Source organism: Caballeronia sp. EK (genome assembly GCF_014384845.1).
Lineage (GTDB): Bacteria > Pseudomonadota > Gammaproteobacteria > Burkholderiales > Burkholderiaceae > Caballeronia > Caballeronia jiangsuensis.
On sequence record NZ_JACSUE010000006.1, the window covers coordinates 90,282 to 114,239 of the forward strand.

Annotated in this window: 26 protein-coding genes; 16 read left to right on the top strand and 10 right to left on the bottom strand. The window is 63.8% G+C overall.

Annotated elements, in window-relative coordinates:
• The first annotated feature begins 394 nt into the window (after nt 1–394).
• The 8 genes from IAG25_RS18880 (at nt 395) to IAG25_RS18915 (ending at nt 7,988) form a co-directional block, all read left to right on the top strand.
• Nucleotides 395–1,006, top strand: coding sequence for a c-type cytochrome (locus IAG25_RS18880; protein WP_051626938.1), 612 nt, complete (start codon nt 395–397; stop codon nt 1,004–1,006).
• Between the two features lie 12 nt (nt 1,007–1,018).
• Complete coding sequence (locus IAG25_RS18885) at nt 1,019–2,281, top strand: c-type cytochrome (RefSeq protein ID WP_187606216.1); 1,263 nt, start codon at nt 1,019–1,021, stop codon at nt 2,279–2,281.
• Between the two features lie 14 nt (nt 2,282–2,295).
• A complete protein-coding gene (locus IAG25_RS18890) occupies nt 2,296–2,466 on the top strand; it encodes a hypothetical protein (RefSeq protein ID WP_187606217.1) in 171 nt (56 codons plus the stop codon).
• 27 nt (nt 2,467–2,493) lie between these two features.
• Nucleotides 2,494–3,060, top strand: a complete 567-nt coding sequence (locus IAG25_RS18895; protein WP_035503609.1) for a cupredoxin domain-containing protein — start codon at nt 2,494–2,496, stop codon at nt 3,058–3,060.
• Nucleotides 3,050–4,675 carry a cbb3-type cytochrome c oxidase subunit I gene (locus tag IAG25_RS18900; RefSeq protein WP_187606218.1) on the top strand — a complete coding sequence of 542 codons (1,626 nt, stop codon included), beginning with the start codon at nt 3,050–3,052 and terminating at the stop codon, nt 4,673–4,675. Before IAG25_RS18895 ends, IAG25_RS18900 begins: the two co-directional genes overlap by 11 nt.
• Nucleotides 4,672–5,475 (top strand): c-type cytochrome, encoded by an 804-nt coding sequence (locus tag IAG25_RS18905; protein ID WP_187606219.1) that lies wholly within the window; start codon nt 4,672–4,674, stop codon nt 5,473–5,475. Before IAG25_RS18900 ends, IAG25_RS18905 begins: the two co-directional genes overlap by 4 nt.
• Before the next feature lie 750 nt (nt 5,476–6,225).
• On the top strand, nt 6,226–7,281 hold the full coding sequence (locus IAG25_RS18910) for an NAD(P)/FAD-dependent oxidoreductase (protein ID WP_187606220.1): 1,056 nt from the start codon (nt 6,226–6,228) through the stop codon (nt 7,279–7,281).
• Nucleotides 7,278–7,988: an extensin-like domain-containing protein gene (locus tag IAG25_RS18915; RefSeq protein ID WP_187606221.1), complete on the top strand. Its 711-nt coding sequence runs from the start codon at nt 7,278–7,280 to the stop codon at nt 7,986–7,988. The genes IAG25_RS18910 and IAG25_RS18915 overlap by 4 nt, the downstream gene beginning before the upstream one ends.
• Nucleotide 7,989: 1 nt before the next feature.
• Here the strand turns inward: IAG25_RS18915 and IAG25_RS18920 are convergent, their stop codons facing one another.
• Nucleotides 7,990–8,679: an HD domain-containing protein gene (locus tag IAG25_RS18920; protein ID WP_187606222.1), complete on the bottom strand. Its 690-nt coding sequence runs from the start codon at nt 8,677–8,679 to the stop codon at nt 7,990–7,992.
• Between the two features lie 186 nt (nt 8,680–8,865).
• On the opposite strand from IAG25_RS18920, the gene IAG25_RS18925 reads away from it, so the two are divergent.
• Complete coding sequence (locus tag IAG25_RS18925) at nt 8,866–9,834, top strand: GlxA family transcriptional regulator (protein WP_187606223.1); 969 nt, start codon at nt 8,866–8,868, stop codon at nt 9,832–9,834.
• 138 nt (nt 9,835–9,972) lie between these two features.
• Nucleotides 9,973–10,497, top strand: a complete 525-nt coding sequence (locus tag IAG25_RS18930) for a hypothetical protein (RefSeq protein ID WP_255503797.1) — start codon at nt 9,973–9,975, stop codon at nt 10,495–10,497.
• Between the two features lie 2 nt (nt 10,498–10,499).
• Here the strand turns inward: IAG25_RS18930 and IAG25_RS18935 are convergent, their stop codons facing one another.
• Nucleotides 10,500–10,793 (bottom strand): hypothetical protein, encoded by a 294-nt coding sequence (locus IAG25_RS18935; RefSeq protein ID WP_187606225.1) that lies wholly within the window; start codon nt 10,791–10,793, stop codon nt 10,500–10,502.
• A 229-nt stretch (nt 10,794–11,022) separates the two neighbouring features.
• Between IAG25_RS18935 and IAG25_RS18940 the strand changes: the two genes are divergently transcribed.
• From IAG25_RS18940 to IAG25_RS18950, 3 genes are all read left to right on the top strand, one after another.
• Nucleotides 11,023–11,640, top strand: a complete 618-nt coding sequence (locus IAG25_RS18940; RefSeq protein WP_187606621.1) for an OmpW/AlkL family protein — start codon at nt 11,023–11,025, stop codon at nt 11,638–11,640.
• Nucleotides 11,641–11,843: 203 nt separating this feature from the next.
• Nucleotides 11,844–12,404 carry a hypothetical protein gene (locus IAG25_RS18945; RefSeq protein ID WP_035503603.1) on the top strand — a complete coding sequence of 187 codons (561 nt, stop codon included), beginning with the start codon at nt 11,844–11,846 and terminating at the stop codon, nt 12,402–12,404.
• A 16-nt stretch (nt 12,405–12,420) separates the two neighbouring features.
• Entirely contained in the window at nt 12,421–12,819 is a 399-nt protein-coding gene (locus IAG25_RS18950; RefSeq protein WP_187606226.1) for a GFA family protein, read from the top strand.
• A gap of 8 nt (nt 12,820–12,827) precedes the next feature.
• Here IAG25_RS18950 and IAG25_RS18955 read toward each other — a convergent pair whose 3' ends face one another.
• Nucleotides 12,828–13,838: a zinc-binding alcohol dehydrogenase family protein gene (locus IAG25_RS18955; protein ID WP_187606227.1), complete on the bottom strand. Its 1,011-nt coding sequence runs from the start codon at nt 13,836–13,838 to the stop codon at nt 12,828–12,830.
• Between the two features lie 135 nt (nt 13,839–13,973).
• Between IAG25_RS18955 and IAG25_RS18960 the strand changes: the two genes are divergently transcribed.
• The gene (locus IAG25_RS18960; RefSeq protein WP_187606622.1) at nt 13,974–14,852 is read left to right on the top strand and encodes an NAD-dependent protein deacetylase; all 879 of its coding nucleotides are present in this window, start codon (nt 13,974–13,976) and stop codon (nt 14,850–14,852) included.
• A gap of 3 nt (nt 14,853–14,855) precedes the next feature.
• On the opposite strand, the gene IAG25_RS18965 is transcribed toward IAG25_RS18960, so the two are convergent.
• The gene (locus tag IAG25_RS18965; protein WP_187606228.1) at nt 14,856–16,112 is read right to left on the bottom strand and encodes an aminotransferase class V-fold PLP-dependent enzyme; all 1,257 of its coding nucleotides are present in this window, start codon (nt 16,110–16,112) and stop codon (nt 14,856–14,858) included.
• Between the two features lie 206 nt (nt 16,113–16,318).
• On the opposite strand from IAG25_RS18965, the gene IAG25_RS18970 reads away from it, so the two are divergent.
• A complete protein-coding gene (locus IAG25_RS18970; RefSeq protein ID WP_187606229.1) occupies nt 16,319–18,007 on the top strand; it encodes a methyl-accepting chemotaxis protein in 1,689 nt (562 codons plus the stop codon).
• A gap of 7 nt (nt 18,008–18,014) precedes the next feature.
• On the opposite strand, the gene acuI is transcribed toward IAG25_RS18970, so the two are convergent.
• The 5 genes from acuI to IAG25_RS18995 all read right to left on the bottom strand — a co-directional run bounded on the left by acuI (nt 18,015) and on the right by IAG25_RS18995 (nt 21,295).
• The gene (gene acuI, locus IAG25_RS18975) at nt 18,015–19,010 is read right to left on the bottom strand and encodes an acrylyl-CoA reductase (NADPH) (RefSeq protein WP_187606230.1); all 996 of its coding nucleotides are present in this window, start codon (nt 19,008–19,010) and stop codon (nt 18,015–18,017) included.
• Nucleotides 19,011–19,069: 59 nt separating this feature from the next.
• The gene (locus IAG25_RS18980; RefSeq protein ID WP_035503589.1) at nt 19,070–19,507 is read right to left on the bottom strand and encodes a PRC-barrel domain containing protein; all 438 of its coding nucleotides are present in this window, start codon (nt 19,505–19,507) and stop codon (nt 19,070–19,072) included.
• 169 nt (nt 19,508–19,676) lie between these two features.
• Nucleotides 19,677–19,892, bottom strand: coding sequence for a DUF2945 domain-containing protein (locus IAG25_RS18985; protein ID WP_035503587.1), 216 nt, complete (start codon nt 19,890–19,892; stop codon nt 19,677–19,679).
• 55 nt (nt 19,893–19,947) lie between these two features.
• Nucleotides 19,948–20,370 (bottom strand): DUF1810 domain-containing protein, encoded by a 423-nt coding sequence (locus tag IAG25_RS18990; RefSeq protein WP_187606231.1) that lies wholly within the window; start codon nt 20,368–20,370, stop codon nt 19,948–19,950.
• A 10-nt stretch (nt 20,371–20,380) separates the two neighbouring features.
• Nucleotides 20,381–21,295: an aldo/keto reductase gene (locus IAG25_RS18995; protein ID WP_187606232.1), complete on the bottom strand. Its 915-nt coding sequence runs from the start codon at nt 21,293–21,295 to the stop codon at nt 20,381–20,383.
• 228 nt (nt 21,296–21,523) lie between these two features.
• Between IAG25_RS18995 and IAG25_RS19000 the strand changes: the two genes are divergently transcribed.
• Complete coding sequence (locus IAG25_RS19000) at nt 21,524–22,780, top strand: glycosyltransferase family 9 protein (RefSeq protein ID WP_187606233.1); 1,257 nt, start codon at nt 21,524–21,526, stop codon at nt 22,778–22,780.
• Nucleotides 22,781–22,800: 20 nt separating this feature from the next.
• Here IAG25_RS19000 and IAG25_RS19005 read toward each other — a convergent pair whose 3' ends face one another.
• Complete coding sequence (locus IAG25_RS19005) at nt 22,801–23,769, bottom strand: glycosyltransferase family 2 protein (RefSeq protein ID WP_187606234.1); 969 nt, start codon at nt 23,767–23,769, stop codon at nt 22,801–22,803.
• Between the last annotated feature and the right edge of the window lie 189 nt (nt 23,770–23,958).

Below are 23,958 nucleotides of genomic sequence, written 5' to 3' on the forward strand. Positions count from 1 at the left end.
AGTCGCGACCCGCAAACCTCCGCCGATGGGACTCAAGCAATTTACTGTCTCAAAAAAATGCGTTTCATTGTTCAAACGCAAAAAACATTGAGTTGTGTCAAGCGCGTCGGCGTCGTGCATTGAGACAATCGCCAAGCTGGGAAAAACGGGCTGTCTCTTCTAAGATCAGAAAAGCCAAGCGCAACCCATCGGCACCAAGAACATCGCAGCGCCCTGAAGAACCGCGTCGGATGCACGCCTCATACGTCCGGCAACTCGAACACGGCAAATCGACAACGGGGGTTACGTGCGAAACGTGGCAAAGCTCTGCGGTTTCTTTTTATCCGCGCTTTTCGCGTTTTTCAGCTTCGGCGCGTTCGCGGCGGACGCGGCACTCGAACGCGCGCCCGATACCATGCAGGCCCGCGTGATGGGCTGTGCGGCCTGTCACGGCGCGCACGGCGAGGGCACCGACAACGATTATTTCCCGCGTCTGTCCGGCAAGCCCGCCGGTTATCTGTACAACCAGCTCCTCGCCTTTCGCGACGGCCGGCGCAAGTATCCGCCGATGAACTACCTGCTCGCGTATCTGCCCGACGCGTACCTGAAGCAGATCGCCGATTACTTCGCGAGCGAGCGCCCGCCGTTCGCGCCGCCCGCGCCCGTCAGGGTCGATGCGAAGACGCTCGATCTCGGCAAGACGCTCGTCACGAAAGGCGATGCGTCGCGCAAGGTGCCCGCCTGCGTGAGCTGCCACGGCGCGTCGATGACGGGCATGGAGCCCGCGATCCCCGGCCTTCTCGGCCTGCATGCCGACTACATCAGCGCGCAACTCGGCGCGTGGCGTTACGGCACGCGCTCGACCGTCGCGCCGGATTGCATGGGGCAGGTCGCGAAGCTGCTGAACGACCGCGACATCACCGCGATCGCGGCGTATCTCGCGTCGCTGCCCGCGCCGTCGGACCCGGTGCCGGTCGCTGCCGGCTCGTTCAAGATGCCGCTCGCGTGCGGCAGCGTCCATAACTAACGAGGACCCGACGTGCTCCGATTTCGACATTTCCGAGCGCTGACCGTCGCGGTCTTCCTGGCGGCGTGCGCCGTGCCGATCGAACACGCTGTGGCGCAAGGCGCGGACGCGGCCACGGTCAAGCGCGGCGAGTATCTCGCGCGCGCGGGCGACTGCATCGCGTGTCATACGCTGCCCGCGGGCAAGACATTCGGCGGCGGCCGTCCGATGGACACGCCCTTCGGCACGCTCTACACGCCCAACATCTCGTCGGACAAGGACACGGGCATCGGCAAATGGACCGCCGAAGAGTTCTACACGATGATGCACACGGGCAAGTCGCGCGACGGCTCGCTGCTCTATCCGGCGATGCCCTTCACGTCCTATACAAACGTCACACGCGCCGATTCCGATGCGATCTACGCATTCCTGATGTCCACGCCGGCGGTGCATCAGCCGAACCGGCCGCACGAGCTGCGGTTTCCGTTCAATCATCGTGAGCTGCTGCTCGGGTGGCGTTCGCTTTTCTTCCGGGAAGGCGTGTATAAGCCCGATGTGTCGCAATCGGTCGAATGGAATCGCGGCGCCTATCTGGTGGAAGGTCTGGGACATTGCTCGATGTGCCATACGGCCATCAACGCGCTCGGCGGCAACGTGAAGTCGAAGGCGTTCGAAGGCGGCCTGATCCCGATTCAGAACTGGTACGCGCCCTCGCTCACGTCGAACAAGGAAGCGGGGCTCGGCGACTGGAGCCTCGACGACATCGTCGGTCTTCTGCATGCCGGTGTATCGAATCGCGGCGCGGTCTACGGGCCGATGGCCGAAGTCGTCTACGACAGCCTGCAATATCTGACCGAGGAAGACGTGCGCGCGATGGCCGTCTATCTGAAGGCGCTGCCCGCGCGTTCCGGCGACAAATCTCCGCCGCCGAGCCAGGCGGTCGCCGAGGAAAAGACGAGCCTTTCGCCGCTCGGCAAGAAGATCTACGACGCGCAATGCGCCGAATGCCACGCCGCGCAGGGCCAGGGCAAGCCGCCCGATTTCCCGCCGCTCGCGAACAATCAGTCGATCGAGATGAACTCGGCCGTGAATCCCATCCGCATGGTGCTGAACGGCGGTTATCCGCCCGGCACCTTCAAGAACCCGAAGCCCTACGGCATGCCGCCGTTCGCGCAGTCGCTCTCGGATGTCGAGGTCGCGGCGGTGGTCACGTATATCCGCACGGCGTGGGGCAACCACGGCGCGCCGGTCACCGTGAAGGAAGTGAACGAGCTGCGTTCGGCGCCACTTTATTGAGCATCGACGACACCATGACCGAAGACCCGAATGAAATCGCGAAACAGGACGCGGCGCTCGACGAAATCGTGAAGCGCGGCCCATCGGGCGCGATTGCGCTCGCGGGCATCTCGACCGCGATCGTGATCGGCCTCTGGTTCGTCTTCTACTTCGCCGTGTTCCTGCCGCGTGGCGTGATTCAATGATTCGCAAGGTTCATTAAGGCATCGCATATGGCCATCAATCCAAGCTCGCACGATGTCGCCGAACGGGTCGAACGGCGCTGGGCGATTCTCGTTCTCGCGATCGTCGTCGTGCTGGTCGGCATGGTCGTCTACACCGGCCTGCATTGGGCGATGATGCCGCCGTCGCGCGTCGAGACGATTCGCCCCGAAACGCTGCATGTATCGGGTGAATTCATCGAAAGCAACCTCGGCACCGCGCCCGAGACGGACGGCTCGGTGACGGTGCGCATCGTCGCGCAGCAGTACTCGTTCACGCCGCAGTGCCTTGTCGTGCCGGCGGGCGTGCCGGTGACTTTCCGCGCGACGAGCTCGGATGTCGTGCATGGCTTTCTGATCACCGACACGAATATCAATTCGATGCTGGAGCCGGGCTACGTCTCGACGTTCAAGACGACTTTCGACAAGCCCGGCGAGCATCTGATGCCGTGCCACGAGTACTGCGGCACCGGGCATCAGAACATGTGGGCGCACGTGAAGGTGGTGGACCGCGCCGAATTCATGCAGATGGCCGACAAGATGCCGGCCAATTCGCGGAGAGTGTCCTGTGTTCAATAGCAAGCGCCTCGTACTCGCGCATTTCTGGCTGGCGTTCGGCGCCTTCGGCGTCGCGCTTTTGCTCGGCGCGTGGCAGATGCTCGTGCGCAGCCCGCTGCATCCGTGGCTGCAGAATCCCGAGCTCTACTATCGCTCGGTGACGGAGCACGGCACCGTGATGGGCTACGCGTTCCCGACGCTCATCGCGATGGGCTTCGGCTACGCGGTCAGCGAGCTTGCGCTGAAGCGCCCGCTCGTCGGGCTGCGCTGGGCGTGGCTCGGCTTCTGGCTCGTCGCGGTCGGCGCGGTGACGGCGACGGTGCCTGTCGCGATGGGGCTCGCGTCGGTGCTGTACACCTTCTATCCGCCGATGATCGGCAACGTGTTCTATTACGTCGGCGTCGTGTTCGTGGTGGTCGGCTCGTGGGTGTGGGTCGCGCTGATGTCGGTGAACCTCGCATCGTGGAAGCGCGAGAACCGCGGCAAACCGGTGCCGCTCGCGATGTTCGCGACCGTGGCCGGCGCGTATCTGTGGGGCTGGACGGCGGTGGGCGCGGCGATCGAAGTGCTGTTCATGATCCTGCCCGTGGCCATCGGCTGGAAGTCGACCATCGACGCGGGCCTCGCGCGCGTGTTCTTCTCGTGGACGCTGCACGCGATCGTCTACTTCTGGTTGATGCCCGCGTACATCGCGTACTACACGATCATTCCGCGCGCGATCGGCGGCCGTCTCTACAGCGATTCGATGGCGCGCATCTCGTTCATCCTGTTTCTCGTCGTGTCGATGCCCATCGGCATTCACCACCTTTTCGCCGATCCGCAAGTGGGCTCGGGCTTCAAGTTCATGCATTCGGTGTTCACCACGCTCGTCGCCGTGCCGACGCTGCTTACCGTGTTCACGATCAGCGCATCGGTGGAGATTGCGGCGCGGCTGCGCGGCGGACGCGGGCCGCTCGGCTGGATCAAGGCGCTGCCGTGGGACAACCCGATGATGCTGGCCGTCGCGTTCTCCTTCGTGATGCTCGGTTTTGGCGGCGCGGGCGGGCTCATCAACATGAGCTATCAGCTCGACTCGACGATCCACAACACGCAATGGGTGACGGGCCATTTCCATCTGATCTTCGGCGGGGCGATCGTCATCATGTACTTCGTGATTGCCTACGATCTGTGGCCGCATCTGACCGGACGCGCGCTGCAGAGCGTGAAGCTGATGCGCTGGCAGTTGTGGCTGTGGTTCATCGGCATGATCGTGCTCACGTTCCCGTGGCATTTCGTCGGCATTCTGGGGATGCCGCGACGCATGGCGTTCTACGACTACAGCGATCCCGCGATCGCCGCGCAAGCGCTGTCGGTGGTGATCTCGGTGCTGGGCGGGCTGATTCTGGTCGTGTCGGCGGTGCTGTTTTTCATCGTGCTGATCAAGGCGCATCGCGCGCCGCAGACGGCAATCGAGGAATTCCGCTTCAGCCGCGCGGTGCATGAGCCGCGCACGCTTCCCGTGGCGTTGAACAGTTTCGCGCTGTGGCTCGTGCTGATGATCGGGCTTACGCTCGTCAACTACGGCTATCCGATTGCGCAGTTGCTCGCGCGTTCGGACACGGCGGTGCCCGCGGTGCCGATCGGAGCGCAGCGATGAGCGACGAACGCCTCTTCACATTCCGCAACCGCTGGTTCGCCGTCAGCGTGTTGGGGACGATCGCGATTGCGGTGGTGTCGGCGCTGATCGGTTTCGTATGGTTGCCCTCGGTGCATCGCGACGCGCCGTTCACCGGCATCTGGAATGCGATCTGCAGCGCGGCGGGCGTGCCGCGCGACTGGTATGAGGGCGGCACGGCCGTCGAGCCGAAGGTGAAGCTCACGAGCGTCGAGGTCACGCCGCAATTGCTCGTCAACGTGAGTGCGAATTCGGTCGGGCGCGGCGCGACGCTCGCCTTGCGGTGCACGATGTGCCACGGCGAGCGCGGCATGAGCGACGCGAATTCGCCGAATCTGGCGGGGCAGTATGCGTCGGTGATTTACAAGCAGTTGATCGATTTTCAGAAGGGCGCGCGTAATAGCGCCGTGATGTCGCCGATGGCGATGAACCTGAGCGATCAGGACATGCGCGATCTCGCGGCTTACTACGCGAGCCTGCCGCGGCCGCCTGCGCAGCGCAAGGTGAGCGAAACGCTCGCGCCGTCGATCGTCGCGCATGGGGCGCCGATGCGCAATGTCGTGCCATGTGCGGTTTGTCATGGAGGCATCGATAGCAAAGCGGGCAGCCCCTGGCTCGATGGCTTGCCGGCGGCTTATACCAAGTCGCAGTTGGTCGCGTTCGCCAATGGCACGCGGACGAATGATATCGATGGGGTCATGCGCAATGTTGCGCGCAACATGACTGCCGAGGAGATCGATGCTGCGGCGATGTATTACGCGAGGGAGTTGAATGTGAAGTGAGGGGTTTTGGGGCGGTTGCTTGTGCTTCTCTGGAATCCTGATTTCGCGGTGGTCTATTAGCACTGCCCCTCCCCGGGGCGGGGGTCACTTTCTTTGCCGCTGCAAAGAAAGTAACCAAAGAAAGCAGCTCGTTTAGGCCCGCGGTCACACGCAGTTTGGCCATGCTTGCCAGCCCGCGATGACACTCGCCTAAGTGTCGCCCCCAAAGGACTGACCGGGCTTGGCTCGCGCACGGTCTGACATATCGCACCGCTTGCGTTATTGGTTCAGCACCAAATGGCTCCGGCCCGCTTCGCGGCCGACCGGTCAATCGGGTCTGCGTGCGCTTCTTCTCGACGGTTTCCCTCGCATACCCAACGGCAGCGCGCAGCGCTGTGCCGAAGCTATTTGGTGCTGAACCAGCGCGCTGTAACTTCTAGCGCGTCAGACCGTGCGCGAGCCAAGCCCGATTGGGCCTTTGGGGGCGACACTTAGGCGAGTGCCATTGGCGGCTGGCAAGCATGGCCAACGTGCGTGTGACCGCGGGCAGTGAGAAGCTGCTTTCTTTGGTTACTTTCTTTGCAGCAGCAAAGAAAGTGACCCCCGCCCCGGGGAGGGGCAGTGCTAATAAACCGACACGAAACCAGGCTTCCCCGAAAAAACAATCGCCGCTAAGCAAACAGGGACTTCATTGCCCGAACGAAACGCTTTCTGTATCGTGGCCCGAAGAATGCTGAAAATATCAGCAAAGCCAAGGAAAGCAAACCCGAAATGGACCCTCAAAGCGAAGCGATAAAAACCGACGTATTGATCATAGGCGCAGGCCCGGTAGGCCTATTCGCCGCCTTCGAGGCCGGCGTGATCGGCCTCACATGCCAGATCGTCGACACGCTCGGCCGCATCGGCGGGCAATGCATCGAGCTCTATCCCGACAAACCGATCTACGACATCCCCGCGATCCCTTCCTGCACCGCCCGCGAGCTCGTCGATCGCCTGCTGGAGCAGATTCGCCCCTTCGACGTCCCGATCCATCTCGACCAGCGCGTGCAGTCCGTCACGCAGCGCGAGGACGATCATCGCTGGACGGTGACGACCGAACGCGGCATGACGTTCGACTGCGCCGCGATCCTGATCGCCGCGGGCAACGGCGCGTTCGTGCCGCAGCGGCTGCAATTGCCCGAAGCCGCCGCGCTCGAAGGCAAGGACGTGCACTACAGCGTCTTGCGCGCAGCGGATTTCGCGGACAAGGCGGTCATCGTCGCGGGCGGCGGCGATTCGGCGCTCGACTGGGCGCTCGCGTTGAAAGGCATCGCGAAGAAACTCACGCTCGTGCATCGGCGTAACGGCTTTTCGGCGGCGGCGAACTCGGTCGCGACCATGAAGCGCGCAGTCGAAGCAGGCGAGATGGAATTCGTCGTCGGCATGATCGAATCGCTCGATGCACCCGATAACACGCTGCGCGGTGTGCGCATCAAGCAGGTGGAAGGCTCGACCGATATCGCCGTGGACAAGATCGTCGCGCTCTACGGTCTCGTGTCGGAACTCGGGCCGATCGCCACGTGGAATCTCGATGTGCGCGGCGGACGCATCGAAGTGGATACGTCGAACTATGAATCGTCGCGGCCAGGCATCTTCGCGGTCGGCGATATCGCCAACTATCCGAACAAGCAAAAGCTCATTCTGTCGGGCTTTCATGAAGCGTCGCTCGCGTTGCGCAAGGCCTATTCGTATGCGTATCCCGAGAAAAAGCGCGTGCACGTGCATTCGAGTTACGACGCGAAACTCGCCGAGCGCGTGAACGCCGCGCATGCAACCGACGACGCGTGATCGTGCGCATCGTCGCGTGGCTGCTGCTGGTGTCGCTCGCCGGCGCGGCGATGTTCGGCTACGCGATCTATTCAAAGCGCATCGTGTTGCCCGAGCGCTACGATCCCTTCGCACCGCTCGATGTGCGCGCGCCGCAAGGTCCGCTCACGCGCTTCAGGTTATGGCGCACGATGCACGACGCGCAACTCTGCGACGCCGCGCTCGCGCGCTCCGGTCTCGTCTATCGCGAAATGGCCGATGCAACGGGGCAGGGCGGTTGTGCGCTCAAAGACGTGGTGCGCGTCACGCAGACGGAAGACCTGCGCTTCAGTTCGCCGTTTCTCGCGACGTGTCCGCTCGCGCTCGGCATCGCGTACTTCGAACATCAGTATCTTCAGCCCGCCGCGCTCGATATCTACGGCGAGCGCGTCGCGCGCATCGAGCATGTCGGGAGCTATGCGTGCCGCAACGTGAATCATCAGCAGGACGCCGCGTTGAGCCAGCATGCGAGCGCGAACGCCATCGATCTCACGGGCTTCGTGCTGGATGACGGACGCCGCATCACGCTCGCGCGCTGGGACGATGCGGCCTCGCCCGACGGACAGTTTCTGCGCCGCGTTCACGAAGGCGCATGCCAAGCATTCGCAACCACGTTAGGTCCCGATTACAACGCGCTGCACGAGACGCACTTTCACGTCGACATGGGACCGTATCGCATCTGCCGCTGAATTACGCGTGACGATGCGCCGGATCGCGGCACGTCGCGTGATCGTGCGGCTGATCGTTCCATGCCGAACCCAGGATGATGCTGCAGAAATTCAGCCGCCGGTAGTTCGGGTCCTTCAACGCGAGCACATCGGCCTTGACGTTGCCGAAGGTCGATTCGGGCTTGCCGATCGTGCCTTTGGCGAATGCATCGATGATGCCTTCCTTGAAGTTCGTCTCGCGCGGATGCGCGGCGACCACGAGACGCCGCTGGTCCGCGCTGAACTCGTCGTAGGCGAGACCGAGCACGTCCATCTCGACACCCGCCGTGACGAGCGCGACCACCGGCTTCTTGTACTGCGGAATGCCGGGCGTCGTATGCAGCGCGATCGCGTCCCACACCTGCTCGATCTCGTATTCGCCGATGCCATGCTGACGCAGGAAATCGCGCGCGGCGTTCGCGCCGTCGACTTCGAAGCGATCGTGCGCGCTGCTGTACGCTTCGGTCAGTCCCATGTCATGGAACATCGCGCCGATGTAGAGCAGTTCGGGATCGTATTTCAGTTGCTTGCGTTCGCCCGCGAGCGCGCCGAACAGGAACACGCGACGCGAATGGTTATAGAGCAGATCGGGCTCGGTATCGCGCACGAGTTGCGTGGCTTCGCGTGCCATCTGGCTGTCGGGAATCCTGATGCCTGCGATGATTTCGCTCATGAGTATGGCTCCGTGATAAGGGTCGATCGAAGACGCGAATGCCTGTGCGTTGTTAAAATCGCGCAGCGCGTCGGATGCCTTTAGTCTCGTCAAAACGCCTTCACGTCTCAATCGAAACGACGCGTCGAACCCTGCCAGGCGCACGCCGTCTTCTGCCATGTGGGCTCATCACGGACCTTCCATTCGATGCGTACAGTTGCGATCGCAATCTTCCAGGGCGTGCAGGCGCTCGATGTGGCCGGTCCCGTCGATGTGTTCGCGGAAGCGAACGGCTTCATTGCGCCATCGAGCGCATACGAGATCACGCTCGTCGGTCCGGAAGAGCGCATCGTGCGCGCCTCGAACGGCACGCGGCTCGTCGCGGATCTGTCTTTCGACGAAGCGGACCGGCGCTACGGCACCGCGCTCGTCGCGGGCGGCCCGGCGCTTCCCGTCGATGATCCCGATCCCCGTCTGACCGCCTGGCTCGCCGATGTCGCATCGCACTGCGAGCGCTACGGCTCGATCTGCACGGGCGCGTTCGCGCTCGGACACGCGGGCCTGCTCGACGGCCGCGATGTGACTACGCACTGGCAGAACGCTCCGCGCCTCGCGGAGCGTTTTCCTCGCGCACGCGTCGAGCTGGATCGCATCTACATGCGCGACGGCAGGCTCGTCACGTCGGCGGGCGTGACGGCGGGCATCGATGTCGCGCTCGCGCTCGTCGCCGAAGATCACGGCGCGCAGGTCGCGCTAGCGGTCGCGAAGCGCCTCGTCGTGTTCGCGCAGCGGCGCGGCGGCCAGTCGCAATTCAGCCCGTATCTGAGCGCGCCCGCCGACGAAACATCGCCGGTCGCGAAAGTGCAGGCGTATGTGATGGAGCATATCGGCGAGCGGCTGTCGGTCGCGCAACTGGCGAGCGTCGCCGGCATGAGCGAGCGCAACTTCGCGCGCGCCTTCGTGCAGCTCGCGCAGATGACGCCGCATGAGTTCGTCGAACGCGCGCGTGTCGACGCGGCCCGCAATGTGCTCGAAAGTAGCGACACGCCGCTGAAAACCGTCGCCTACGATTGCGGGTTCGGCACGGCGGATCGCATGCGGCTCGTGTTCACGCGGCGGCTCGGCGTGTCGCCGAACGACTATCGGCTGAGTTTTCGCACGCGCTTTACGAAGTGACTGGCGGAATCGCGCGCCGACGTGTCACGCCGAGTTCGTTAAAATTCGTGATGAACGCGGCACGTGCGGCAGTGTGCGCGCGCCGCAGAATCCACCCTCGACATATCGGAACAGCGAATGACGAAACATGAGACCGCCATGCAAGATCCCTACGAACGACGCGCGTTGCTGCTGCACCTCGGCGACGTGCTTGAGTCGGTGTTTTGCCTGAGCCAATGCGCCGACGAATACGCGAGCATCGGCGAAGCGGTGAAGGGCAACGAGGCGCTTGCAGGCTTCACGCTGCTCGGCTTCATCGACCCGAAGATGGCGCCGCGCGATTTCATCCGCCGTGCATCGGGCGCGTTCTTCGTGTGGCCGAAAGCCCTCCTCGACGAAACGCTCAATCGCCCGCTGCTCGCCAACACCGTGAAGCACGATCTCTTCGCGGACAACGCAAAAGGCTGGGGTGCGTACGTGGAAGAGCGTCGCAAGGAAGTGCCGTGGTTCGGCGAGGCGTTGCCGGAGATTGCGGAGAGCGCGGAGCCTGCGCATGCGGCGAGCACTCCGGCTCCCGTTCCCGCTTCCGCACCCGCTCCTCAGAAGCAGAAGGGCAAGGCCAAGTCCGAGAAGCCATCGCGCTATTCGACATGGCCGTGGCCCGACAAGCCCGCCGACGCGTAACCTTATTGCTTCTTGCCCATGCCGCTTGCGCCCGCATCGAAGCCGATTCCGTTCGGCCGGTCGGGCGCGGCGCCTTTGCCCGATGACGTCTTGCCCGGACGTGTCTTGAGCGCATCGCTCGCGTTCGCGGCCGCAGTCGCAGGCGGCGTGACGTTTTTCTCCTGATACGCGGGCGTGCTGTCGTATTGGAGCTGTTTCGGTTTTTGCGGCGCTTGCTGAGCGCTCGCCACGACGGCCAGCGTGCCGCCGAGCAGAATCCCCGTCATGCGCCCGAGTGTGCCGATTGTGGGTCTCATCTGCGGCCTCCGTTTATCCCTTGTACTTTCCCTTGATCTAGCAAAGCGCGGACCCGCCGCTTGCGGCGTTCGACCGCACGATTGTCGTTGCTCAAGCCTTGTCGCCGTTGGCTGTGCGCGCGTGCTTATGCGTTGAGCCCGGTCAATGGCGCGTGCGCGCCCGCCCGCGAGAATCCCCGTATTTAACGTGGGAAAGATAGAAATGAAGAAAGTCTTCGGGGCAATGGTGATGGCATGCGCGTCCTTGTTTGCGGGCAGGGCGCACGCGGCGGGCGACGCACCGTCGAGCGATTCGATGAGCGGCATTCACGCGGGCGACATTCTGGTGCGCCTGCGCGCGATCAGCATCCAGCCGGATGTGCACGCGGGCGGCGCGCTCGGCACGCTCGGTGTCGATGTGAACAACGCGATCGTGCCCGAACTCGATTTCACCTACATGATCCGCGACGAGATCGGCGTCGAACTGATTCTTGCCACGTCGCGGCATCAGGTGACGTCGAATATCGGCGGGCTTGGCGGCGTGAACGTGCTGCCGCCGACGCTGCTCCTGCAATATCACTTCAATCACGCGGGCCGTGTGCGTCCGTATGTCGGCGCGGGGGTGAACTACACGGTTTTCTATAACGACAAGCTGAAGGCGGGCGACACGCCGGTGTCGATCAGACACAGCAGCTTCGGCCCGGCGTTGCAGGCGGGCGTCGATGTGCAGGTCGCGAAGAATCTCTTCGTCAACGCGGACCTGAAGAAGATCTGGATGCGCACGAGCGCGTCGGCGGACGGCGCCGATCTCGGCTCGCTCAAGATCGATCCGTGGGTCGTGGGTATCGGCGTCGGCATGAAGTTCTGACGCGCGCGTTTTCCCGGCGAGTGTGCGCCGCCCCGCGTTCCGTCTGGAAATTGGCGGAAGATACCGGTGCTTCTGGCGTGGACGGTTTCGCGGTCGCGGTATCCTTTGCAGCAGGCCCGGCGCAGACTCGCGCCGCTCGCGCATGCGCGAACGGTGCGTGAGCTGCAACGACTAATAAAACCGCATCGGGGAACTGCAAGCCAATGAGACCTTCCACTTACGCGGGAATCGCTCTGCTCGCGGCGTGTGGCGCCGCCGCCGCGCAACAGCCGCTCGCCCTGCCCGGACGCAGCCAGAGCGCGTGGCAGCAATCGGTCGATAACGCCGCCTGCTACGGTTATGCCAATCAGACGACCAAGGTGAACGTCGCGCGCGAGCCACAGACGCCGCCACGCGACGCCCAGCGCGAAACGCGCGTGCTGACGCCGCCGCGTCCGCTCGAACCGCCTTTGCCGGCGGGCGCGTCGGGAGCACTCGCGGCTTCCGCTGCCGCGCCGGCATCGGGTGCTTCGGCGGCGATCGCGGCATCGAGCTTGCCGCCGGGGAGAGTCTCGGGTGCGTCCGGATTGCCCGGCGCGTCCGGTCCGATGCCCGGCATGCCTGCGGTGCCCGCATCGATGGCGGCTGGCGCGTCCGGCGCATCGGATGCGATCTACGGCGGCGACATGAAGATGCCGCCGCTGCCGCCGCCCGAACCGCCGATGACGCGCTACTGGCGCGCGTACAGCGAGTGCATGCAGAATCGCGGCTACTTCACGCGATGAACCGTCACAGCGCCGCATGAATGCCCAGCCGACCCACGAAGGCGGATGCGCATGCGGCGCGGTGCGCGTGCGTGTGCTGGGCGAACCGAAGGAAGTGAATTTGTGCCACTGCATGACGTGCCGGCGCATTCACGGCGCGCCGTTCGGCGTCTATGCGATCTTTCCGCGCGACGCGTTTCAGGTCACGGGCGACACGGTGGCATGGGAAAGTTCGACGACAGGCAAACGCCATCACTGTCCGTCGTGCGGCTCGCCGGTCTATCTGGCGTTCGATGGCGTCGATGAGATCGAAGTGCCGACCGGCATCTTCGACGAGACCGGTCTTTATCCGCCGCAGTACGAAATCTGGTGCAAGAGCGCCGAGCCCTGGCACGACGCGCAAGGGCGGCCGCGCTTTGCACGCGGCGCGCCCTGATCAAACCATCAGCACTCGACGATCGCCTTCACGACGCCCGCCTTCGGATCGAGCAGCGACGCGAATTGCTCGGGCACATCACTCAACGTCAGGCGATGCGTGTTGAGCGCATCGGTGGGCACTTCGCCCTTGCGCATCGCCGCGAGCACGGTCTCGAAGTCTTCGGGCGTCGCGTTGCGGCTCGCGAGCAGCGTCGCCTCGCGCTTGTGGAACTCGGGATCGGCGAACGAGATGCGATCCGGAACGATCGACACCAGCACGTACTTCCCGCCGTGCGCGATGAACTCGAAGCCGCGTTCCATCGCGCGCGAATTGCCGGTCGCGTCGAAGACCACATCGAAGAATTCGCCGTTCGTGAGCGTCGATAGCGCTGCCTTGTCGTGCTCGCCGATCTGCACGGTGGCATCCACTTTCAGCTCGCGCTTGCAGAACGCGAGGCGATCTTCGCGGGTGTCGAGCGCGGTCACGTTCGCGCCGCGCAGACGCGAGAACGTGATGGCCGCCATGCCGATCGGACCCGTGCCGACGACCAGCACGCGCTGACCCGGCTTCACGTCCGCGCGGCGCACGGCGTGCGCGCCGATCGCGAGGAATTCGATCATCGCGGCCTGATCGAGCGTGACGCCCTCGGCCTTGTGGACGAATTGCGCGGGCAGATTCAGATATTCGGTGAACGCGCCGTCGCGATGCACGCCGAGCACCTGGATGTTCACGCAGCAGTTGGTCTTGCCCTGACGGCACGCGATGCACTCGCCGCACGACAGATAGGGCATCACGTAGACGGTGTCGCCCGCCTTCAGGCCGCTCGCCGGGTCCGCTTCCTCGATCACGCCGGACAACTCGTGGCCCATCACTCGCGGATACGAGAGATAGGGCTGATTGCCGGTGAAGATGTGCAGGTCCGTGCCGCACACGCCGACGCGCTTCACGCGCAACAGCACTTCGTTCTCGCCGCGCCGCGGCTTCTCGCGCTGTTCGGCTTTCAGGGTTCCGGGCGTTTCGCAGATGACGGTCAGCATGCTTTTGTCTCGTGGTGTCTTTGGAGTGGGGCGTCCGACAATCTAACGATGCCCGGCGATTTGGTCAAGCCAATTTCGATATCTAAAAAGTGGTAAGGCCAGAATCGCGGCCAGCGGCGCGTGCGGTTTCGCTCTATATTTCCACCAGAGCGAACCCCGCAAAACACGCAAAAAGGACGGCACGTGCAGCAGCTTCATGAATTCGTCGAGCGGCATCCGCGGCTTTTCGTACTGTCGGGAGCGGGCATCAGCACCGAGTCGGGCATTCCCTGTTATCGCGACCGCGAAGGCCAACGCAAGGGCCGTGCGCCGATATTGCTGAAAGACTTTCTCGGCTCGGAGTACGCGCGCCGCCGCTATTGGGCGCGCAGTCTCATCGGCTGGCCGGTCGTGCAGAACGCGCAGCCGAACGCCGCGCATCACGCGCTGCGGGCGCTCGATGCGCGCTCGCGCGTGCATCGGCTCGTCACGCAGAATGTCGATGGGCTGCACATTCGTGCGGGCAATCCCGATGTGATCGAGTTGCACGGCAATATCGGGCGGGTGCGCTGCATCGAATGCGGCGAGCGGCATACGCGGGCGGCGGTGCAGCGCACGCTCGAAGCGGCGAATCCGGATTTCGTCGGTTACACGGCGCCTGCGGTGCCGGACGGCGATGCGCATATCGAGGATCTCGACTTCGCATCGTTCGATGTACCCGGCTGCACGCGCTGCGGCGGCGTGCTCAAGCCCGACGTGGTGTTCTTCGGCGAGAGCGTGCCGCGCGTGCTCGTCGACGATGCGGCGCGCTCGCTCGAAGCCGCCGACGCGATGCTCGTCGTCGGTTCGTCGCTGATGGTGTACTCGGGCTATCGCTTCTGCGAATGGGCCGCGAAGAGCGGCAAGCCGATCGCCGCGATCAACATCGGCAAGACGCGCGCCGATGCGCTCCTCGCGCTCAAAGTCGAAGCGCCGTGCTCGGAGGCGCTCGAGCGACTGATCGAGCGCCTCGATGCGCGGCCGGTGGCGGGCTAGCGGTTACTTCGATTCGCGCGAAAGCGCTTCGATGCCTTCGAGCAGGCGCTCGGCGTCCGACATGCGCGAGAACAGGGCGGGCGTCACGCGCACGACTTCGCCCGAGTCGGGACCGGGGCGCGTCACCGTGAACACGCCGAAGCGCTCGCGCAGCGCGGCGACGATCGCATCGCAGCCTGCTTTCGTCGCGCGTCCGTGCAGCCGGAAGGCAGTGATGCCGGCAGTCATCGACGGATCATCCGGCGTCATGATCTGCACGCCGGGCAGCGCGCGCGCGGGTTTCGCCCAGGCATCGCGCAAGGCACGCAGGCGCGCTTCCTTCGCCTTCGAGCCGATCGCCCGATGCACATCCAGCGCCGCGGGCAGCGTGAACCACGCGGCGAAGTTCGGCGAGCCGGTGTGCACGCGCGCGCGGATATCGTCGGCGGGCCAGGTGCGGTCGCCGAAATATGGATCGATCGATGCGACGTGTCCCTTACGGATATAGATCGCGCCGCAGCCGAGCGGCGCGCCGATCCACTTGTGCAGATTCAGCGCGGCGAACGGTGCGTTCAGGCCGGGCACGTCGAAATCGAGCTGGCCCCACGAATGCGCCGCATCGACGATCACGTCCGCGCCCGCTTCTTTCGCCATCGCCGATATGTCCGCGACCGGCAGCACGAGACCCGTCGCGAAGCACACATGCGAGAGCAGCACGAGCCGCGTGCGCGGATGCGCGCTCAAGGCCTTCGCGTAGGTTTCGAGAACGGCTTCGAGCGTGGCCGGCTCGGGCATCGTGATGCGCACGGGCGTGACGCCGCGCCGCTCGCGCAGCCATTCCATCGCGTCCTTGCCGCAGGGGTAGTCGAGATCGCTGTAGAGCACGGTGTCGCCGGGCGCCAGACGGTTGTAGCCGCTGATGAGCGCGAGCAGCGCTTCGGTCGCGTTGCGCGTCAGCTCGATTTCTTCGACCGCGCAGCCCATTTCCCTCGCGACGCGCTCGCGCAAGCCCTGATACAGCGTCATCAGATGCGGACGGATCAGCAGCGTTGTCTCGTAGTTCACGCGCTCGGTCCAGTGATGGAACATCGCCTTGACCGGCTCGGTCATCGCACCCCAGAAGCCGTTCTCCAGATTGATCAGCGCATCCGATTGCCGCCACAGTCCGCGCACCGCGTCCCAGTAATTTTCGTCGGTGGCGAGGCCGGCTGCCGGCGTGGATGGGAGCGCAGCGAGCGCGGCTTCGAATTCGGGTGTGCGGTAGTCGAGGATGTCGGGCATCGTTCTGAATGTACCGGGAAGAAAAGGCAATATTTACTCAAAATGACGGGATGCATCGTAACGGAATTACCGGTTTAACTTGGACAAAGTGCAGACTATTTGCATCTTTTGCCCTTCAGAGCAATTTTGGCGGGCCGTAATCAGCAGGAAGAGCGTTGAAATGACGCCGTATGTCCCCTTGAACGGACCCTGAGAGAACCCAAAACATGAACCTCAAGAACATCACGATCAAAAATAAGTTGGTCGCTGGATTCGGTATTCTGGCTGTACTGGTCGTGCTTGTGGCGGGCATGTCACTGCGCGCGCTGTCCGTCGCGACGGACGGCTTCGCGCACTATGTGAACGGTATCAACGCGCGGGCGGACGTGGCTAGTCAGATTCGCACGGCGGTCGACCGCCGCGCGATCGCCGCGCGCAATCTCGTGCTCGTCACGAAGCAGTCCGACCTCGATCTCGAGAAAGCCGATGTCCTGCGCGCGCACGACGACGTACAGGCGCGTCTGAAGCAACTCAACGACATGATCGCCGCCGCGACCGATACCAGCGAGAAGGCGAAGAGCCTCGTCGCCGAAATGGGACGTGTGGAGGGCTTATACGGGCCGGTCGCGACGAATATCGTCGGACTCGCGCTCGCGGGCAAGCGCGACGAGGCGATCCAGAAGATGGACGACGAATGCCGCCCGCTGCTCGCGCAACTGGTGAAGGCCACCGACGATTACGCGACCTACACCGCCTCGCGCCGTGAGGAAATCGTGCGCGCAGACGCAGCCAGCTACGAAATGCAGCGCAATGTGCTGATCGCGCTGTGCACGGCGGCGGCGCTCTTCGCGGTCGCTGCGGGCATGGCGATCACGCGCTCGATCACGACGCCGATCGGCGAGGCGGTCGGCATCGCGCAGACGGTGGCGCGCGGCGATCTGACGAGCCATATCGTCGCCGAAACGAAGGACGAAACCGGCGACCTGCTGCGTGCGCTCGCAACGATGAACGCGCGTCTCACCGAGACCGTGGGCCGCGTGCGCGAAAGCAGCGGCGCGGTCGGCGGCGCGGCGAAGGAGCTCGCCACCGGCAACACCGATCTGAGCCAGCGCACCGAAGAACAGGCCGCGTCCTTGCAGGAAACGGCGGCGAGCATGGAAGAGCTCACGTCCACCGTGCGTCAGAACGCCGAGAACGCGCAGCAGGCGAGTTCGCTCGCGTCGAATGCATCGGATATCGCGAAGAAGGGCAGCGATGTCGTCGGCCGCGTGGTCGAGACGATGAACGGCATCAGCGACAGCTCGGGCAAGATCGCGGAGATCACGGGGATCATCGAAGGCATCGCGTTCCAGACCAATATTCTCGCGCTCAACGCGGCCGTTGAAGCGGCGCGGGCGGGCGAGCAGGGCCGCGGCTTCGCGGTCGTCGCGAGCGAAGTGCGCAGCCTGGCTCAGCGCTCGTCGACGGCGGCCAAGGAGATCAAGGAACTGATCACGGATTCCACGGCCAAGGTGCGCGACGGTTCCATGCTGGCGGGCGAAGCGGGCACGACGATGGCCGAAGTGACGCAGGCCGTCGCACGCGTGACGGACATCATGCAGGAGATCGCGGCGGCGTCGGCGGAGCAGGGACGCGGCATCGAGCAGGTGAATCAGGCCATCACGCAGATGGACGAAGTCACGCAGCAGAACGCGGCGCTCGTGGAGGAAGCGGCGGCGGCTGCATCGTCGCTGGAAGAGCAGGGACGCAGGCTCAACGAGGCGGTGGCGTTCTTCACGGTAGAAGCGCAAACGCCGACGTTCATGCGGGCCGCGCCGAGCGTCGCGCGTGCGCCGGTCGCGAAAAAGCCCGCGCCTCGCGTGGCTCAGGTTGCAGCCGCCAAGCCCGTGGGCGCCGACGGCTGGAGCGCCTTCTGACGCCGGCTCAGGCGTTCACATCGACGATCACGCGCCCCTTTACTTCGCCGCGCAGCAGGCGCGCGGCGACGTCGGGCGCGTCGGCCAGAGGAATGGCGGTCGCGACGCTTTCGATGGTCGCGACCGGCACTTCATCGGCGATCGCTTTCCATGCCGCGATGCGCCGCTCGCGTGGCACATAGACGCTGTCTACGCCCAGCAGAGCGACGCCGCGCAGGATGAACGGCGCGACCGACGCGGGCAGATCCATGCCTTGCGCGAGCCCGCACGCCGCGACCGCGCCGCCGTAGCGCAAGCTCGCGCAGACATTCGCGAGCGTATGACTGCCGACGCAATCGACGGCCGCCGCCCAGCGTTCCTTCTGCAGCGGCTTGCCGGGCTCCGAAAGCGTCGCGCGTTCGACGATATCCGCCGCGCCCAGCTCGCGCAGCCGCTCGGCTTCCTCGGGACGGCCCGTCGACGCGATCACGCGAAAGCCGCGCTTAGCCAGAATCGCGATGGCAAAGCTGCCGACGCCGCCGTTCGCGCCGGTCACGAGCACGTCGCCGTCTTTCGGGCCGACGCCGTGCTTTTCCAGTGCCTGCGCGCACAACATCGCGGTATAGCCGGCGGTGCCGATGGCCATCGCCTGGCGCGTCGTGATGTTCGCGGGCAGCTTGATCAGATGATCGCCCGGCACGCGGGCTTTCTGCGCGAGCCCGCCCCAGTGCGTTTCACCCGCGCCCCAGCCGTTCATCACGACCCTGTCGCCGGGTTGGTAGTCCGGATGCGAACTCGTTTCGACGACACCCGCGAAGTCGATGCCCGGCACCATCGGCCAGGTGCGCACGACCGGCACTCGGCCGGTGATCGCGAGGCCGTCCTTGTAGTTGAGCGTGGAAAACTCGACGCGCACGAGCACGTCGCCGCCATCGACGGACGAAGCCAGGCGCGATTCGTCGATCGACTGAATGGACGCGACCGTGCGGTCGTCCTGTTTGTCGAGCATGAGGGCTTTGAACATCGGCGGTTTCCGGTTGAGGTCAGGCAAAAGAGGCGGCGCGCGGCCGCCTCCGGTCAAGCTTAATGATGCTCGAATTCCGCGCGCGGCTTCGGCGTCGGCTTCACCTTGTTGTACTGGAACTCGGGCAGCGCCTTGATCGCGTCCTTGGTTGCGCCCGCGAGCACGAACTGGCCGTTTTTCACGTCGAGCTGCTCGATGGGAATCGCGACATCGTGGCGCGCCACGCCGAGGAACTTGTTCGCCGCGATGATCGCGAACGAAACGGATTTATCCGGCGCGACGATGATGTCATTGATCACGCCGACGCGTTGCCCCTGATCGTTCACGACGGGCTTGTTGAGGATGGATTTTTTGACGCTCCAGCCATCGATGATGGCCGTCGATACCTCGACCGATACGCCGAGCGGTTGAGCGCCCGCGACCTGGGCAAACGATGCCGTGGAAGTCAGGCCGAGTGCCGACGATGCAACGAGCAGTGCCACGAGTTTCGATTTCATTGGTTCGATTCCTCAAAGGATTGGGCAAACCGGTTCAATGGAAATGCGCGATTCAAGCTTCCAGCGCGGTAGAAGTTTGAACGTTAATCGTGGTTTCTGCAGGAACGGTGCCGGGTTGCGCCGCGCGCACTGCATTAGTGCGAACGTGCGGCGCATGGCGTTAGCGGATTCAGTGCGTCAGACGCGTGAGCGCGTCGGCTTTGTGCACCGCGCGTTTGCCGCTCTTGTCGCTTTCGACTTCGAAGTGCGGATCGTCGCGCGACGCGTTGACGGTATGACCGTCGAGCGTCGTGCGTTCGGTGACGATGCGCACGATATGCCCGGTCGTCTCGCCTTGCGGCGTGTTCCAGCGGACGTGATCGTGCAGCTTGAAGGACCTGCTCATGGCGCGCGCCTCCTGAAGAATGTGGACGTTTCAGGAGACGCAACCGCCATGCCCGTCATTGAAGACGCGACAGCGTGGCTTGGTCGTCGCGTCCTTCGAAATAGCGGCGCAGTGCTTCGTTGAAGACATCGGCGTCGTCGGCCGTGCGCGCGAAAAGGGTCATCGACGAATGAAATTTCATGTCGTCCGGATAGCCGAAGATGTCGCTGACGCTGCGCCCCTGCACGCCGTTGACGATGCGCGTCAGTTCGACGAGCCGCGCGCCCAGCACCGGATGCGCGAGATACGCGCGGGCCTCTTCGCGCGATGAAATCGCGTAGTGCTGCGCCATCGCGCTGTGCCCGAGGCCGGCGATCTGCGGGAACACGAACCACATCCAGTGCGTGCGCTTGCGACCGGCGGCAAGCTCGGCGCGCACGTCGTCGATGACGCTTTCCTGTGCGTCGACGAAACGCTGAAGATCGTAGGGATCGCTCATGGTTTCCTCCTTACGCGACCGCGTCGGCGATGCGCTGTCTCATCGCCGTGTCGGGATAGATGCCGGTGCCCGCGCGCGCGTTGTCGATCATGTATTCGGGCCGTCCCGTCCCGGGAATCACGCAGGTCACGGCGGCGTTGCCCAGCACGAATTTGAGCAGGAGCTGTGCCCACGACGCGCAGCCGAGTTCCTGTGCGAAGGCGGGCAAGGGCCGGTTGCGCAGGCTCGCGAGCAGCGACCCGCCGCCGAACGGCTGATTGACGATCACCGCGACGCCGCGCTCGGCGGCGAGCGGCAGGAGGCGCGCTTCGGCGTCGCGGTCGTTGGCGGCGTAGTTGATCTGCACGAAATCGATGCGCTCCGTACGCAGCACCGCTTCGACCTGCGGGAACGCGCCGGACGTGTAGTGCGTGACGCCGATATAGCGGATCTTGCCGGCGGCTTTCCAGTCGCGCAGCGTGGCGAGATGCGTGCGCCAGTCGAGCAGGTTGTGAATCTGCATGAGGTCGATGCGATCGGTCTGCCACAGTCGCATCGACTGCTCCATCTGCGCGATGCCGGCCTCGCGTCCGTCGGTCCAGACCTTGGTGGCGATGAACGCCTTGTCGCGCGTGTGCGATTGCGCGAGCAGCGCGCCCGCGACGGCTTCGGAGGAACCGTACATCGGCGATGAATCGATCACCGAGCCGCCTGCCGCGAAAAGCACGCGCAGCACTTCGGCGAGTTCGCGGCGGCGGGCTGCGTCATCGCCGACGTCGAAGGTGCGCCAGGTGCCGCAGCCGACGATGGGCAAAGGCTCGCCGGTCGAGGGAATGGGACGTTTGTGCATGAGTTGGGCGGGCGGTTCGGCGGCTTGGGCTGCCTCGGTTGCGCGGGCGACGAGCGCGGCGGCGGTGAAGTGGAGAAAGTCGCGGCGGGTGGTCATGGGCGGCGCGCGCGGGTCGCGCGATTCGGCGGGTGAAAGGGCATTGTCGCGAGTTTCTGCCCGAAGGTGGTCCGTTCGATTCTTTCACTTCTGGAAACGCACGATGACGCAACTTCGTTTCCATCCCGGAGCCGCTGCGCCTACCTTGAAGTTACGCATTTTTGCGGTTCGGACGCTTCGAAGAATTAGCATAACCGGCCGTCACCGGCGATCTCAGCTCACAACATCATGACCCATCCCAACGACCTGCAACACATGGAGCCGCTGGAACTGATCCGCGCGCTTCGGCTAGCCGGCCGCGCCAGAGAGGCGCAAGCCCTCGCGGCGAAGTTGTCGGCGTCGGACGATCCCGGCTGCCATATCGGTCAGCTCGGCATCGACCTGAGCTTCGCCGGGCTGCACGCCGAAGCCGAAAAGCATCTGGAACGCGCTTTGGCCGACGAGTCGCTGTCTCAGCGCGATCGCTACATCATGAGCGAAGAGCTCGCGATCGTGCAGTTCATCCTCGGCAAGTTTCACCTGGCGAACGAGCGACACCGCATGATTCGCGGGCGGGCGTACGCGGAAGCCTTCCATAGCCTCATTCTGGGAGATCATCCCGTGTGGCAGGCCACACCGCCGGAGAAGCTCCTCGGCATGGACGAATCCGTCGCGGGCATGCAAATTTACGTCCACTACGAGGGCGGTTTTGGCGACTTCGTACAGTTCTCGCGCTACGTCGATCTGCTGCTTCGCGACGGTGCGCGGGAAGTCGTCGTGGAGTATTTCCCGGGATGGAACGAGATTTTCCGGCATAGCGACGTGGTGCCGCTGTTATTGGCGACGGAGGAGCAGCGCGCGATCGGACTCGAACGCTGCGATCGCTTTACCTTCGGCTTCAGTCTCTACGCGCGCTATCAGCGCTCGCCGTATTTTCCGGCGGAGAATCCGGGGGCGCGCATCGCCATCGATCCGGCCACGGTGTTGTCCGACGAAGCGAGCGCGCTGCTGAGCGCCGACACGAAGCGCCCGAAAATCGGCCTGATATGGAAAAGCGCGAGCGGCGTGCGTCAGGAGCCGTATCGATCGATTCCGCTCAGCCGCCTCGAATCGGTGCTGTCGAACCGCGCCTGCCGTTTCTATTCGCTACAGGTAGGCGAGATCAGCGACGAAGAACGCGCCGTCATGCACCGTCACGACGTGACCGACATGGCGCCGCATCTCTCGACCTTCGGCGACACCGCCCGCGTGCTCGAAAAGCTCGATCTGCTCATCACCATCGATACGGGCTCGGGGCATCTGGCCGGCGCGCTGAATCGCCCGGTGTGGGTGTTGCTGTCCCAGACCTGCGATGCGCGCTGGCTCGACTGTCGGCGCTTCACGCCGTGGTATCCGTCGATGCGTCTTTATCGACAGACCGAACTCGGCAACTGGACCGGGCCGCTCGCCGACATGCACGCCGACCTCAGTGCTTTCTCAACGCAGGCGTCCGCGGGCTCCCCCTGAGCGGCTCCCTCCGATGTTCGTCATCCGAAGTGCGCGGGGCGAACTGTGACGCTCGCGAGTTCGGCGATACGTCTGCTCGCGATATCGAACCATCGATCGATGTATTCGGACAAGAGCGCACGATTCTCGCCGTAAATGGATTCGCGCATGGGCCGCATTCGCTCCAGCGTCTCGACGGCGCGTCGAAGCGAGTCGACGTCGGTGAGATGATTCGTGCCCCAGTATTGCGTTTCGAGCAATGGGGCTAGATTCATCGCTTCGCGTCGCGAGAGTTGCGGGAAGAACGACCGTACCACCAAGTCGCGATTTGCTCGGCCTGAGGCGAGAACGGACTCGACGTCATGGCTGATGTTAGTCGCGTGCCACCGGTACACGGCAAGCACACGATCGAGATTTGCAAAGCCCGCTCCGGCCAGCATCGCGTCGATCCAGAAACGATGATCGCGACCGGAAGGCAATGACGCATTCCACCAGATGTTTCGCTCGAGAAACCAGGCCCGACGCCACATGGTTGTGGACGTGATGAAATGGTAGCCGCCGTCGAGCAATGCGCTTTTGATGTCTGCGTCCGAGCGTGCTGTCCATTTCAACGGTGCCCTGATTCCGGTCGACTCATCCAACGTGTCCACCTGTGCGCCGGTGACGGTCACCCAAGAATTGTTATCGAGCACATCGACTTGATAGAGCAGTCTGTCGGGCAGGGCAATATCGTCGGAGTCGAGTCGCGCGATGTACTCTCCGCGTGCAGCAGTAATCGCGATATTGGTCGCGATGGACTCTCCTGAATTCGAGCTTAGGGTAATGACGCGAACGCGGGAATCTCTTTCGTAGCGACTCAGGACGCGCACCGTATTATCGGTCGAACCGTCGGATACTATGATTACTTCGAAATCTTGAAAAGTCTGTGCGAGGACCGAATTGACGGCTTGCTCAATGAACGCGCCGGCGTTGTAGGCGGGGATAATTACTGAAACTCGGGGTGAGGTCACTGCTGAGAACCTGTTATTGAGTTATTTCATCGAGCATACTTAGGGATGCTTAATTGATTTGTGTGTTAAAAAGTATTAAAAAATGATAAATTTTAATAAAACTAATTAAACGATCGAAATCGAAAAAGAATCGGGGATCTTAGCAGATGGCAATTCAAGCCCGAGTTATGACAGATATTCACCTTTATC